Here is a 12,900-nt window from a genome sequence, read left to right as displayed (position 1 = left end):
CTCCGCCGCGGGGCGGGAGGACGAGCCGTGGTCGCGGCGCCGCAGGTGCGTGTGAGGCGCCGAGGGGGAGACGAGGGTCAATGCAGTGCCTCCGCGACGGGGCCCAGAGCGAGGGCCGGGAAGAAGGTGAGAGCCGCAACGAGGACGGCCGTTCCGGTGAGCAGCCCGGCGAAGGCCGCACCGGTGGTGGGCAGCGTGCCCGCACCGGCCGGGGTGCGACGCTGGGCGGCCAGCGATCCGGCCAGGGCCAGGACGAACACGATCGGCAGGAACCGCCCGAGCAGCATGCACATGCCCAGCGAGGACTGGAACCAGTCGCTGGTCACGGTCAGCCCGCCGAAGGCGCTGCCGTTGTTGTTCGACGCCGAGGCATAGGCGTAGAGCACCTCGGTGAACCCGTGGATCGCGCCCGGAGTGCCCGGATCCCCGGAGTTGCCGAGATACCCGGTGGTGGTGGACAGGATCACGGTGATCGCGGTGCCGGTCAGCACCAGCGCCGGCATCACCAGCACCGCCAGCGCGGCAAGGGTGATCTCGCGCCTGCGCAGCTTCTTGCCGAGGAACTCGGGCGTGCGCCCCACGAGCAGGCCCCCGACGAACACGGCGATCACCGCGAGCACCAGCATGCTGTACAGGCCGGTGCCGACTCCGCCCGGCGCGATCTCGCCGAGCAGGATGTTCAGCAGGACGGCCCCACCGCCGAGCGGGGACATGCTGTCGTGCGCCGAGTTCACCGCACCGGTGCTCGTGCCGGTGGTCGACACCGCGAACAGCACCGAACCGGGGATCCCGAACCGGACTTCCTTGCCCTCCATCATCGCGCCGGCGGCGTTCGCCGCCACGCCCCGCGTGCCGGATTCGGCGGCCAGCGCCACCGCCAGGACGGTGCCGTAGAGCAACGCCATCACGCCGAGGACGGTCAGGCCCTGCCGTCGGTTGCCGATCATCGTGCCGAACGTGCGCGTCAGCGTCACCGGGATCAGCAGGATCGCGAGGATCTCGACGATATTGGTGACGGGGGTGGGGTTCTCGAACGGGTGGGCCGAGTTCGCGGCGAGGATGCCGCCGCCGTTGGTGCCCAGTTCCTTGATCGCCTCCTGTGAGGCGACCGGCGCCAGCGCGGTGGTGACCGCGTTGCCGTCCAGTCCGGTGGCGGAGAAGCCGCTGCGGTACGACTGGATCACGCCCTGGGACAACAGAATCAACGCGATCACGAACGCCAGCGGCAAGAGAATCCGCAGGGTCCCGCGCACCAGGTCCACCCAGAAGTTGCCGATCTCGCCGCCGCGCCCGACGCGCACCAGGCCGCGGATCAGGGCGATCGCGACCGCCATGCCGACCGCCGCCGAGACGAAGTTCTGCACCGCGAGGCCGGCGGACTGGGTGAGTGGGCTCATCGTCGTCTCGGGCACGTAGGACTGCCAGTTGGTGTTGGTGACGAACGAGACCGCGGTGTTGAATGCCACCGCCGGACTCACTCCACCCAGGTCCCGGCCGAGCGGCAGGACACCCTGCAGTCGCTGCACCGTGTACAGCAAGAGCACGCTCGCGAGCGAGAAACCGAGCACACTCGCGGCGTATCCGTACCAGGTCTGTTCTGCGCGCGGATCGATCCGGCACAGCCGGTACATCAGGGACTCGATCCGCAGGTCCTTCCACCTCAGGTCGGTGTCGGTCGTGTACACCCTCGCCATGTAGTCGCCGAGTGGAACGTATGCCAACGCCAGGACTGCAACGACCAGGCCGATCTGCAGTCCCGCGGCAACAGCTGGAGTCATCGGATCGTCAGAACCTCTCCGGATCGAGCAGCGCGATCAGCAGGTACACCACCAGTGCCGTCGTGAGCACGACGAGCGCGACGCTCGCCACCCCTGCCCAGGTCATCGGCTCTCACCTCGCACATGCAGCGCGCGCAGGACCAGAGCGCATACCAGGAACCCTGCCAGGATCAGCACCACGTACGCGGTGTCGGCCATGTCGTCTTCCCTTGTCGTAGAGACGAATCAGGCGCCGATCGGCGCCCCGCACCACACTGTCGCACCGCGCCCGTCCGTGGACCGCGATCCATACGGAATCTTGACGCCCGCGGCCGATGTCCTGACGAATTCTTTACACCCCGGGTCCGGCGTCCCTGCGGCGCAGCGCCCGCGGGCCCCGACGCCGGAACGGCTCGGGGCCGCCGGCATCACCGCAGCGCCACGTCGACCAGGCGCGCACGCACGTCGGCCACCTCGTCGAGCGGGGGGAGCTGCTCACGGTCGTACGAGTAGCGGGTGCGCAGGTGCCCGAGCAGCCGGCGCCGATCGGTGTGCAGGTGCGCCCGGGCGCCCACCCAGCAGATCAACACGTTCGTGCGGACACCGCACCGCTGCACCGACCGCGGCTACCGCGACCGAATCGCGGAGTGCTGCTTCGAACATGTTGTCGCAGCCGGTGATCTGAACCTGCTGCTCTACGACGTGACTACCTTCTACTTCGAGGCCGAGAAGGAATAGGACCTGTTCAGGCTCCTCGCCGCCTCAGTTCCATGCGGTACGAGTACCGACGTGGATTGAAATGAGAGGATGTGAACTCGACGAACTTGCCGTCCGCGTCGTAATAAAGACGCTCGATCAGCAGTATGGCGTCTCCAGCTTGACATCCGATCAGCTCAGCCTCGTGCTCGGGGGCGTTCATGGCGGTGATCTCCTGGCGCGCGCCCATGATCGGCTTGGTGAGGAGTTTTTCGGCCGCCCCGATCACGGTTCCTTCGCCGACCGACGGGACCCCGTCCGCGGCCAGTTTCGCACCGAGTTCGGGTTCGACGTAGTGACGTGTCAGGACGAAGGGGAGTCCCTCATAGGAACGTCGAACGGTGGCCTTGCTGACCTCGATGTACGGCAATTCCAATCGGGCCGCGATGGAGGGCTCGACGACGACGGTGAATGGTTCGATCACCTCGGTGTTCGTATCGGGCCAGACGATAATTTCGTCGAGGGAGCCGATCGAGCGGACATAGCGGCCCCGGGTGTCCTGTTGACGCCCGCTCACATAGGTTCCGCTGCCTTGGACGCGGTAGATCAGCCCGTCCGAGAGCAGTATCTGGAGCGCCTCACGCACCGTGTGGCGGCTGACGTTGTGGACCGACTGCAACACGCTTTCGGTGGGCATTTTCCGTCCCACCGAGTAGACACCTGCCTCGATGTCGGCCCGCAACTTCTCGGCCAACTCTCGGTACGCTGGGACACCACGCTCCGCGGGAGCGGCCTTCTTCGTCACCACGGGCTCCTCCTTCTCCCTGATGCGATCGGCAGGGTGTCATCCACCACACTAGCGCTCGTACGGATGAATCTTCAACGTGGGAGACTCGGTAACGGGAATTTACTGCAACGACAGCATATTCGTGGCGTCAGATTGCTTACTACTTCTGCTACCTCGAAAATTGATACTGATGAATCGAGTGTGGAGGTGTGACCGTCTGCGATCACACCTCCACACTCGGTCCTTCCGGCGCCGGAGTTGGGCGACCGATGGACGTCTGTCACCGCAGCACGACGGACCCGATACGGATGTGGGCCCTGTCGCGGTGGTGCTGGTGTCCCCGCCATCCATGTCGGCGGGCGCCTCAGGCCGTGGTCGGTTCCACCTCAGCAAGCAGTTCGTCGTTGTGGGCGCCGAGCTGGGGCGCCGAGTCGGTGCGTGGCTCCTCGTAGGTGTCGGTCAGGAACGGTGTCCGGATCATCCTTCGGCGACCGGCATACGGATCGTCGATCTCGAGGAACATGCGACGCGCGTCAAGGTGAGGGCACCGGTAGAGCTCGTCCACGGTCTGGGTTTCCCCGGCGGGAAGCCCATGGGCGGCGAAACGTTCGACGATCTCGCGGCGGGTGCGCGACCGTGTCCACCGTTCGACTTCGGGGCGGATCACCGATGCAAAGTTCTCGGCCCGGTGAACGACGGTGTCCAACAGTGGATGGTCGAGCAGGTCGGTCCGCTCGATTGCCACACACAGCCGCCGCCACATTTCGTGGGTGGGCAGAATCAGTGCAACATAACCATCCTCGGCCTCGAGGGCACCGAGTGGAGAGTAGCGATCCACCCCGCGCACTCGATGCTCGCCCGTGAAATCCCACAGCATCAGTTCGCGTTCGAGCAGGGACGCCACGGAGTCGTACATGCTCTGATCGACGAACGCGCCCACACCGGTATTCTGACGTCCCTGTAGAGCGGCGAGCACGCTGACGGTGGCGTGGACCGCGGTGAAGACGTCCGCGAAACCGGTCACCGTCGGCAGCGGCGGGCCCCCGGGTTCTCCGGTCACCGACATCAATCCGCCGACTGCCTGGATGGCGGTGTCGAAGGCCGGCCGTTCGGCAAATTCACCTCGATGCGTCCGCAACCGTCCGTAGCCGCTGATGGCGCAGTAGATCAGGCGTGGATTGGCCTCCTTGAGCGCTTCGTATCCGACTCCCATACGGTCGACGGCACCGGGACGGAGGTTTTCCACGACTACGTCCGCGGTCGCCGCAAGGGTCCGGTATCGGGCTCGGTCGCCTTCTGTGCTCAAGTCCAGCGTGACGGACTTCTTGTTGCGGTTGTAGCTCAGGAACCCGCCGCTCATAGATCCGGTCTCGGTCTGCTCGAGCGGATCGTAGATTCTGCGCGGATCGCCGCCGTCGGGCTTCTCGATCTTGATGACCTCCGCGCCCAGGTCGGCCAGCATCATCGCACAGTAGGGGGCGGCGATGTACTGGCCCATCTCGAGCACCCGAATGCCGTCGAGGGGCCTCACGTCAGATTCCTTCGGTTGCGTGCGGGACGAGCATCGGCTTGATGTCCTCCTGTGCCCGCATCCGCGTCAGTGCCTCGGTCGCCTGGTCGAGCCGGTACCGGTTCGGGACCAGTGCGCCGAAGTCGTACTTACCATGTGTGTTCGTCATGAAGTCGAGAGCCTTGCGATATTCGGCGATGTGCCCGGACCAGGTTCCCATGATGGTCAGCTGCTGTCGGGTGATGAAGCCGGGCCGGACCGGGACTTCCTTGCCTGGACCGTCGATCTGGCCGGTGACCATGTAGCGGCCGCCTTCCTTGATCATTCCCAGACCTTCTGGGAACGCGGTGCGTGCGCCGGAGAACTCGAAGACGACTTCGGCGCCGTGCCCGCCGAGCAATTCGCGGACCGCGGCGACCCGGTCTTCGGGTTCGGGATGTTCGGCGACAGAGACGAGGTCGGTTGCCCCGTACTGCTTGGCAATGGCAAGGCGGGTATCGGGAGCGCCGACGGTGATGATTCGTCCGGCGCCGAGATGATCGGCGAGGGCGGTAGCGAACAGGCCGAGCGGGCCCGCTCCCTGGATAACGACGGTTTCCCAGGGATTCATCTTGCCGATGCGTTCGAAAGAGTGCACAACTGTGCGCAGTGCGCAGCTGGCCGCCGATGCCCAAGAGGTTTCCACCTCGTCCGGCACGCGCACTCGTCCCGAATTGGGGAAGACATAGGCGTACTCGGCGAAGCCGCCGACCAGGTACGGGGGACGCTCGCAGTTGGTGAACATGTAGTACTGCCGGTTGGTGCACAGGGTGGGCTGGTTGTCGAACCGGCAGTGGTCACATTGGTTGCATGAAGCGTGGGTGAAGCAGATGCGATCGCCGATTTCGAGCGGTGTCCCGAAGGTGTCTCGCTCGGCGCCGTCACCGAATGCGATCACCCGCCCGACCATTTCGTGTCCGGGAATGACGGGTAGGTCCAGCGCCTGGCTGCCGCCGAGGGAGCCGTCCCATAGGTGCAGGTCCGAGCCGCACACCGTCGCTGCTTCGATACGGACCAGGAGTGCGCCCGGTTCCAGGGTCTGGGGTACCGGAATTTCGCGGATCTCGAGCGGCTCACTGTGCTTGGTGAGCACCGCCGCCTGGCTGGTCTTGGGGATGTCGAATGTGGTGGTCATCAGTTTCTGCTCCTGTTGGTTCAGCCGAGCTTGAACGGGTCACGGCTTTCACCGGTGAGTTCGACCCAGATGGATTTGGTCTGCAGATACGCGTCGAGGCCTTCGATGCCGTTTTCGCGGCCGATTCCGCTCTGCCCGAAGCCGCCGTACGGGACGTTGTTGGCGAGCACACGGTAGGAGTTGATCCAAATCGTGCCGGCATTGAGCCGGTGCGCCACGCGGTGCGCGCGTTGGACGTCCTTCGTCCACACCGCCGCGGCGAGTCCGTAGGTCGTGTCGTTGCCGAGTTGGACCGCCTCTTCTTCCGAGGTGAAGGTGATGACCGACAGCACGGGTCCGAAGATTTCTTCCCGTGCCACGCGCATCGAATTGTCGACGCCGCTGAGGATGGTGGGCTGGAAGAAGTACCCGTCGGCCAGTTCGGTGTCCTGCGGACGCTCTCCGCCGCACACCACTGTGGCTCCTTCGTCGACTCCGAGGTCGACGTAGTAGCGGACCTTCTCGAGTTGCTCGGCGAAGGCGATGGGGCCCATCTCGGTTTCGATGTCGAGCGGATCCCCCATCTTGATCTGGGGTGCGCGTCGTGCGAGTCGCTCGACGACGGTATCGCGGATCGATTCGTGGACCAGCAAACGGCTTCCGGCGATGCAGGTCTGGCCGGTGGCGGCGAAGATTCCTGCCATCACCCCGTTGACGGCCGCATCGATGTCGGCGTCGGGGAAGATGATGTTGGGGGACTTGCCGCCGAGTTCGAGGGTGACCTCTGCGATGTGGTCGGCGGCGCTCTTCATGACCGCGATTCCGGTGGCAGTGGAGCCGGTGAAGGTGACTTTGTCCACGCCGGGTTCGGCGGTCAGTGCGGCTCCTGTGTTCCCCGCGCCGGTGACGACGTTGAACACTCCGGGCGGGAATCCGGCTTCATCGACGAGCTTGGCGAATTCGAGGGTCGACGTCGGCGTCTGCTCTGCGGGCTTGGCGACAAATGTGCAGCCGGCGGCCAAGGCGGGCGCGAGCTTGCTCGCCAGCAGGAACAGAGGGCTGTTCCAGGGAAGGATCGCGGCGACCACGCCGACTGGCTCGCGGCGAGTGTAGGTGAAGAAGTTCGTCTGGGGCGCGGAGATGGTGTCACCGAAGATCTTGTCGGCAGCGCCGGCGAAGAACTCGTAGGTCGCCGGCAATCCGGCCATCTGGCTGCGCGTCTCGCGGATGACCTTGCCGTTGTCGGTGGTCTCGATACGCGCGAGCTCGTCTGCGTGGGGCTCGATCAGCGCCGCCAGTCTACGGATCAGGGCGCCTCGCTGCGCCGCGGACATCGATCCCCACGGCCCGGACAGCGCGCGTCGCGCGGCCGCGACAGCATTCTTGACATCTTCCGGTCCGGCGAGTGGGGCAGTGGCCCAGGCCCGCCCGTTGTAGGGGTTGACGGTCTCGAAAATCTCACCGGAGATGGCGTCGACCCATTCGCCGTCGATGTACATCTTTCGGTGTTGGAGTTCGCTGTTTCGCCGTTCGGCGATGGCGACGTTCTCGGTCATAGTGCTCTTTCTCGTTTCTCGGCCGGATCGAGTGCCCGGCACTGTTGAATTGGGAGCGTCGGTTTCGGGTTTCGATGTACCCCGCATGTCGAGGGGGACGACTGGAAAAGAGCTGTCCTCACGTTCTGACGGAGATGCCCGCCAAAGTCGCACGGATCAACGGGTCGATGGACGGCGCGTCGGGCAACGTGGCCACGCTGTCGATCAAGGTTTCCAGTTCCTTTGTGGACAGCGGAATTTCGTCTGCGAGGCGTTCGGCATTGCGTACGACGCCGTCGGTGTCCCACGACAGCATCGCATCGGAGTCCTCGATGGCGTCTTGGACCGCGGTCCCGTCGACCAGGCCCACAGTGGCGTGTGCGGTTTTCGCCGGGCGTGCCGACTCGGCGACGAGGTCGATCTTGCCGATGAGGTCGAGCACCTGCGGATCGGTGAAGTGTTGCAACAGGCCGTAGGTGATGTCGCCGTGGACGAGCCCGGTTGCGAAGGCGAATCTGGCGCTCATCAGTGTCTGTGAGGTACTGGTGAAGGGCCCGCGCGAGGGCATGCCCGGATAGGTTGCCTCGCGTTCGTTCATCTGCAGCCGGATCGATGCGACCTCGTCGGCGTGGAGACCGGACTCGCGCAGCCGCACCGCGAGCATGGCCGGCGCCTGATTGAACGCACACACCGGGTAGGGCTTGAAGGTTACTTCGAGCATGTTCCAGGACCGCCCGAGGTCGCGGGCGATCATTTCCGCTGCCTCACGCGATCGCGAGAAGCAGTCGAGGAATCCCGCTTCGGCTTCGAAAGCGGCCCGCGAGCCCGCAACTCCGGCTTCGGCAAGTTGCGCTGCCATCAGTCCACTCGTCGCCGCAATTCCCGACTGGAAATGCCATTCGTCAGTTCCGGCACCGAACGATTCGGACGTGCCACCCGAGATCGATGCGGCGATCGCCAGCGCGGAGGTCGTGCGTTCGCCGCTCAGGCCGCGGATTCGTGCGACGGCGGCAGCGGCAGCTACCGGTCCGAACACCGCCGTGGCGCGAAAGGGCGGGGTGGTCAGGTCCGTGAGTGGCTTCGACAGCGCGATGCCCACCTCGTAACCCGCGACGACCGCTGCAAGCAGAGTCCGACCGTCGACAGCGCTGGCCTCTGCTGCCGCCAGAGCGGCGGGTACGACGCTTACGCCTGGATGGAACGTGCCATGTGTGTCCTCCTGCGCCCGGGCATGTAGATGCACTCCGTTGATGAAGGCCGCCGTCGAGGCCGGATGCCACTGGCCGGTCACCAGCGAGCGGGCGTATCCCCGGCGGTTCGGTGGCGAGCTCACTCCGGGGGTAACCTGCTCGGCCCGTCGCCCGAAGCCAGCGGCCGAGCCGGCCATCCCCACCGCCAAAGCGTGGATGAGGCACCCTTTCGCCCGCTCGACGACTGGTAGCGGAAGCGCATCGACCTCCAGATCTGCGGCGAAGGCGCCGAGTCGTTCGGCGATCGTGCTGCCAGCCATGCGCACATCCCTTCCGTGATTCGTGGACACGTCAGTTGCAGTTCCTGCCGGAGCTGCCCGCGGAAGCGGATCCGACCACCACCGTTTCAGAATTTGTCCGTATGACTTGAGACACTATTGCGCAACGATGCGTCTGTCAATCACGACGCGAATCGAACCCGTCCACCTCCAGGATCCGACCACGACGGTCCCGTTATTTGACGGTAATTGCCTGTTCAAGACGTTTCCGTTGTCCAAGTTCCACGTAGCGGCGAACCCGCCCACTCCAAGGGGTTGACGCAAGCGTCGACCATGACTACCTTCCAATCATCCGTACAACTGTGGCTCATCTCACTGTGGGCCGCCAGGGCGGAGGATCATGGGCGCGCCAGAAACACCATCAGATTCGCGCAGGACCAAATTCACGTCGTGGCGAAAGAAGTCCACGACGCTTCCCGAGGAGACCTCGATGACGAACCCACCCCCCGTATTGCCGTCACCCCCCACCACTCCGGGAGAGGCGCCGACGACTGATGCGCTGACCTCATCGGGGACGCTGGCACCCCGGGTGTCTCGACGCGTCGCCGTCGCCGCGGGCATCGGCCACTTCCTCGAGTGGTTCGACTTCGCGGTGTACGGGTTTCTGGCCGCGACCATCGGACAGCTGTTCTTTCCGTCCGGCAACGCCACGACGTCGCTGTTGGCCTCCCTCGCCGTTTTCGGCGTCGCGTTCCTCTTTCGTCCGCTCGGTGGGCTGCTGATCGGGGCGTTCGGCGATCGTGCCGGTCGCCGCGCGGCGCTCTCGTTCGCGATCGTCGTCATGGGCATCTGCACGATCGGCATCGGCGTCCTGCCGACGTACGCCACAATCGGCGTCGCTGCTCCCGCTCTTCTGGTGCTCCTTCGGTGTGCCCAAGGTTTCTCTGCGGGTGGCGAATACGCGGGCGCGGCTGCCTTCCTCGTCGAATATGCACCGGCCCGCCGGCGCGGGCTGTGGAGCAGTGTGGTCTCCGCCGGCGCCGGCATCGGGGTCATGGCCGGGGGTGCGGTGACCTTGCTGTTGACGGCCCTGCTGTCCGACGACCAGATGACGAGCTGGGGGTGGCGTGTCCCCTTCCTCGTCGCCGGCCCACTGGCCGTCCTGGGTCTCTACGTCCGGCTCCGGCTCGAGGACACTCCCGTGTTCCAGGAGCTCCAGCGCGCTCACGAGGTCGAGCATGCCCCGCTGCGCAACGCCGGCAAGCACAGTCGATCCGGAATCCTGTTGGTGTTCGTCTGCACCGCGGTGACCGGCCTCGGTTTCTACTACCTCGCAACCTTCGTGGTCACCTTCCTCAGTGTCGAGGTCCACATGGCCAAGACCTCCGCCCTCGAACTCGCGGTGCTCGGATTGCTCATCTACTCACTCATGTGCCCCGTCGCAGGCATGATCGGCGACCGCATCGGCCGCCGACGCACGATGCTGCTCGGCGCCGTCGGCATTGCTCTGACCGCGGTCCCCTGCTTCGCGCTGCTCTCGACCGGCACCTGGTACCTCGCACTGATCGGTCTGGCAATCCTGGCGGCGTTCGAGGCACTGGCCAATGTCATGCTCGGAGTTCTCATGGTCGAGCTCTTCCCGGCCCGACTGCGGGTGACGGGTAGCTCGATCGGCTTCAACGTCGCGCAGGCTCTCATCGGCGGGCCCGGCCCGTTCATCGCTACCGCCATCGCGGCGGCGGCCGCGCTCATCGTCGCTCCCGCCTTCTATCTGGTCGCGGTTGCAGCGCTGTCGTTCTTGATCCTGCTGCGGTATCTCCCCGAGACTCGCGGAGTGTCGCTGTTCAGTGACGAAGCACCCTCGGTGAGGGACTGACAGGCAGGCATGATTGTGGAGACGCATTCGTATCTGAAGCGTCCCGCGTACCGGCTCGTCGCCGAACAACTTCGGCGGCGAGCCGAACGCGGTGAGTACGCCGTGGGTGACAAGTTGCCTACCGAGGATCAACTTCGACACACTTTCGGCGTCAGCAGGCACACGATCCGGCAAGCAATCGGACACCTGGTCGAGGTGGGCATGGTGCACCGTGTTCAGGGCAGCGGCACGTATTTGATTGGGTACGAGACGAACTCCGTTCGCTATCAGCGTGCGATCGGATCGCTCGACGAGATCATGAGCTGGCCCGGCACCACCACTCGGCTGCTCGAGCCTTTCCGGCGGGGGGTGAGCGAGCCTGCGATCGCTCGTGACCTCGGCGCGGACATCTCAGATGTCCGCTGTGCCCTCGTCCAACGCTGCTACAACGATGCGCCCTTCGCCCTGACTCGGCACTACATGGTTTCCTCATTGGCGGACAACGTGATCGATCGGGCAGCATGGGAGACCGACAGCACAATCATTCAATCGGCGGAGCGGTTACTGCCCGAGGGCATCGTCTCGGCGACCCAGAGCATCCACGCCACTCGAGCCGAAGAAGCTGAGAGCGAACTGATCGGATGCTCGGTAGGGGACGCCGTCTTGCTCATCGAGCGGCTGTACCACGACGCCGGTGGGCGGCCGGTCGAGTTCACCGCCTCCCGCTTCAATCCCCGCCGCTACAGCTACCGGATGGACCTGCGCCGGCACCGCTGATCGGGACGTCCGCGGTCCGCACTGAGCCACCACGAAGTGGTCGGGGTGGCAATCGATTACACGGTTGACCTACCAGGAACGCACGAAGGAGGCGGTGTGGGTCGAGAGACGAGCACCGATATCGGTTCGATCGACGTCGTCCGGGATCGGTATGTCCCGCCCCGGCGAGTGATTATCATTCTCACCGCCACGGCTGTCACCGCGGTAGGACAGATGTACTCGGTATTGGCGCTGTTACCGCAGATGGCCGCTTCCTTCGATGTCAACCCTGCACAGGTGACGGCGACCTCCACTGTGTTCGGCGTCGCCTATGCTGTCGGGTTCCTCGCGGCGGGGCCGCTGGCGTCGCGATTCGGTTCCCATACCGTGATGTCTGTGGGTCTGTGCACCGCTGCCGTCACCACGTTGCTGGCAGCCCTTCCTTCCACGCTGCTTCTCGAACTGATCGCTCGCGCGGGGCAGGGCTGCGCGGCAGCCGCCTTCGCCCCCGCCGCGTTCACGTATATTGCCGAGAACATCGATCCGCGCCAGCGTCTGCTGGCTTTGAGCTGTTTGACCAGCGGTTTCCTCGGAGCGGCGGCAGTCGTTCCCGTCGCCGCACAGGTGATCGCTGTTGCGGCCGGTTGGCGCGCGGTCTTTGTGCTCGGTGCGGGTGCGCTCGCGGTGGCCGCCGTGGTCGTTGTTGTGTTCGTTCCGAGGGCGCGGGCCATCCGCCACCCCCGTGGTGCGCGGCTCTTCGGGGTCTTGGTGACGATTCTGGGCAGGTGGCGGTTGGTCGCGCTGTTCGGTGCTTCGGCCACATTCCTCGGTGGGTATGTCAGCGTTTTCACCACCATCTCGCTGGTGGGCCCGCCGTCGGTTGCCGGAAATCCCGAGGCCCTGCAGGTGCTGCGCTTGATCACCGTGCCAGCACTTCTCGTCATTCCATTTCTGGGTCGAGTGCTGAGGCGGTGGCGACCGGCCCGCCGGGGCGCGGCGGCGTTGGGTGTGGCGGCGATGTCCGTGGCCGCCGGATCGGTGTCGTCGGACTACCTGATAGGACTGTCGATAGCGGTGTTGCTGCTCGTGGCGGCGATTTCCGCTACGGCGTCAGCCATTGTCGAGTCCCTTCTGGTGCAGGTGCGTCCGGAGGAAACGGGCGGTGCAACGGCACTGTACGGATCCTTCACCTTTCTCGGTGCCAGCGCCGGACCAGCCCTCGCCTCGGTGGTCAGTCCTTGGGGTTTCCGGATCGGCATGCTTGCCGCGGCCATCTGGCTCGCCATCGGGGCGGGGTTGATCCTCGTCTCTTCCGCAGGAGCCGGGGCCCGACGATCGATTCAACACGGCACCGAGGGCGCTGTGTCATCCCTGCGGTAGGGA

General features: G+C 65.4%; 12 protein-coding genes. 4 read left to right on the top strand and 8 right to left on the bottom strand.

What is annotated here, in order from left to right; translation table 11 throughout:
• Positions 1-77: 77 nt before the first annotated feature.
• The 3 genes from kdpA to JYA75_RS03990 form a co-directional block, all read right to left on the bottom strand.
• Complete coding sequence (gene kdpA, locus JYA75_RS04000) at positions 78-1,778, bottom strand: potassium-transporting ATPase subunit KdpA (RefSeq protein ID WP_006942128.1); 1,701 nt, start codon at positions 1,776-1,778, stop codon at positions 78-80.
• A gap of 7 nt (positions 1,779-1,785) precedes the next feature.
• Entirely contained in the window at positions 1,786-1,884 is a 99-nt protein-coding gene (gene kdpF / locus JYA75_RS03995) for a K(+)-transporting ATPase subunit F (RefSeq protein WP_065923246.1), read from the bottom strand.
• A 301-nt stretch (positions 1,885-2,185) separates the two neighbouring features.
• A complete protein-coding gene (locus JYA75_RS03990; RefSeq protein ID WP_168578840.1) occupies positions 2,186-2,347 on the bottom strand; it encodes a hypothetical protein in 162 nt (53 codons plus the stop codon).
• Positions 2,348-2,351: 4 nt separating this feature from the next.
• On the opposite strand from JYA75_RS03990, the gene JYA75_RS03985 reads away from it, so the two are divergent.
• Positions 2,352-2,495, top strand: coding sequence for a hypothetical protein (locus tag JYA75_RS03985; RefSeq protein WP_185713554.1), 144 nt, complete (start codon positions 2,352-2,354; stop codon positions 2,493-2,495).
• Between the two features lie 7 nt (positions 2,496-2,502).
• On the opposite strand, the gene JYA75_RS03980 is transcribed toward JYA75_RS03985, so the two are convergent.
• The 5 genes from JYA75_RS03980 to JYA75_RS03960 all read right to left on the bottom strand — a co-directional run bounded on the left by JYA75_RS03980 (position 2,503) and on the right by JYA75_RS03960 (position 8,948).
• Positions 2,503-3,261, bottom strand: coding sequence for a GntR family transcriptional regulator (locus JYA75_RS03980; protein ID WP_006942123.1), 759 nt, complete (start codon positions 3,259-3,261; stop codon positions 2,503-2,505).
• Positions 3,262-3,604: 343 nt separating this feature from the next.
• Entirely contained in the window at positions 3,605-4,771 is a 1,167-nt protein-coding gene (locus tag JYA75_RS03975) for a CoA transferase (RefSeq protein WP_006942122.1), read from the bottom strand.
• A 1-nt stretch (position 4,772) separates the two neighbouring features.
• Positions 4,773-5,882: a zinc-binding dehydrogenase gene (locus JYA75_RS03970; protein ID WP_241009808.1), complete on the bottom strand. Its 1,110-nt coding sequence runs from the start codon at positions 5,880-5,882 to the stop codon at positions 4,773-4,775.
• Positions 5,883-5,944: 62 nt separating this feature from the next.
• Positions 5,945-7,459: an aldehyde dehydrogenase gene (locus JYA75_RS03965; RefSeq protein WP_185713383.1), complete on the bottom strand. Its 1,515-nt coding sequence runs from the start codon at positions 7,457-7,459 to the stop codon at positions 5,945-5,947.
• Between the two features lie 118 nt (positions 7,460-7,577).
• Positions 7,578-8,948: an MmgE/PrpD family protein gene (locus tag JYA75_RS03960; RefSeq protein ID WP_081637024.1), complete on the bottom strand. Its 1,371-nt coding sequence runs from the start codon at positions 8,946-8,948 to the stop codon at positions 7,578-7,580.
• A 547-nt stretch (positions 8,949-9,495) separates the two neighbouring features.
• Here JYA75_RS03960 and JYA75_RS03955 point away from each other — a divergent pair.
• From JYA75_RS03955 to JYA75_RS03945, 3 genes are all read left to right on the top strand, one after another.
• A complete protein-coding gene (locus JYA75_RS03955) occupies positions 9,496-10,782 on the top strand; it encodes an MFS transporter (RefSeq protein ID WP_006942118.1) in 1,287 nt (428 codons plus the stop codon).
• A gap of 9 nt (positions 10,783-10,791) precedes the next feature.
• On the top strand, positions 10,792-11,538 hold the full coding sequence (locus JYA75_RS03950) for a GntR family transcriptional regulator (RefSeq protein ID WP_185713384.1): 747 nt from the start codon (positions 10,792-10,794) through the stop codon (positions 11,536-11,538).
• 96 nt (positions 11,539-11,634) lie between these two features.
• A complete protein-coding gene (locus tag JYA75_RS03945; protein ID WP_102799435.1) occupies positions 11,635-12,897 on the top strand; it encodes an MFS transporter in 1,263 nt (420 codons plus the stop codon).
• Positions 12,898-12,900 lie beyond the last annotated feature (3 nt).

Origin of the sequence: Rhodococcus sp. PSBB066 (genome assembly GCF_017068255.1) — a bacterium.
Lineage (GTDB): Bacteria > Actinomycetota > Actinomycetes > Mycobacteriales > Mycobacteriaceae > Rhodococcus > Rhodococcus aetherivorans.
The sequence above is the reverse complement of the archived record's forward strand: the minus strand, read 5'-3'. Positions and strand labels throughout refer to the sequence as shown.